Source organism: Bacillus cereus group sp. BfR-BA-01382, assembly GCF_022663475.1.
Taxonomy (GTDB): Bacteria; Bacillota; Bacilli; order Bacillales; family Bacillaceae_G; genus Bacillus_A; species Bacillus_A thuringiensis_S.
Map to the genome: position 1 here is coordinate 1 of NZ_JAKUFQ010000465.1, position 208 is coordinate 208.

A 208-nucleotide genomic window follows, 5' to 3' on the forward strand; every position below is an offset into this window, starting at 1 on the left:
TCAATTTTTATTTTTAGATGCTAGACAAACTAACTTTATTGGAGAGTTTGATCCTGGCTCAGGATGAACGCTGGCGGCGTGCCTAATACATGCAAGGCGAGCGAATGGATTAAGAGCTTGCTCTTATGAAGTTAGCGGCGGACGGGTGAGTAACACGTGGGTAACCTGCCCATAAGACTGGGATAACTCCGGGAAACCGGGGCTAATA

The 208-nt window shown here is 47.1% G+C and carries 1 rRNA gene; it reads left to right on the top strand.

From position 1 onward, the window contains the following. Positions 1-35: 35 nt before the first annotated feature. Positions 36-208 (top strand): 16S ribosomal RNA (locus tag MR160_RS35440); the annotation flags it as partial.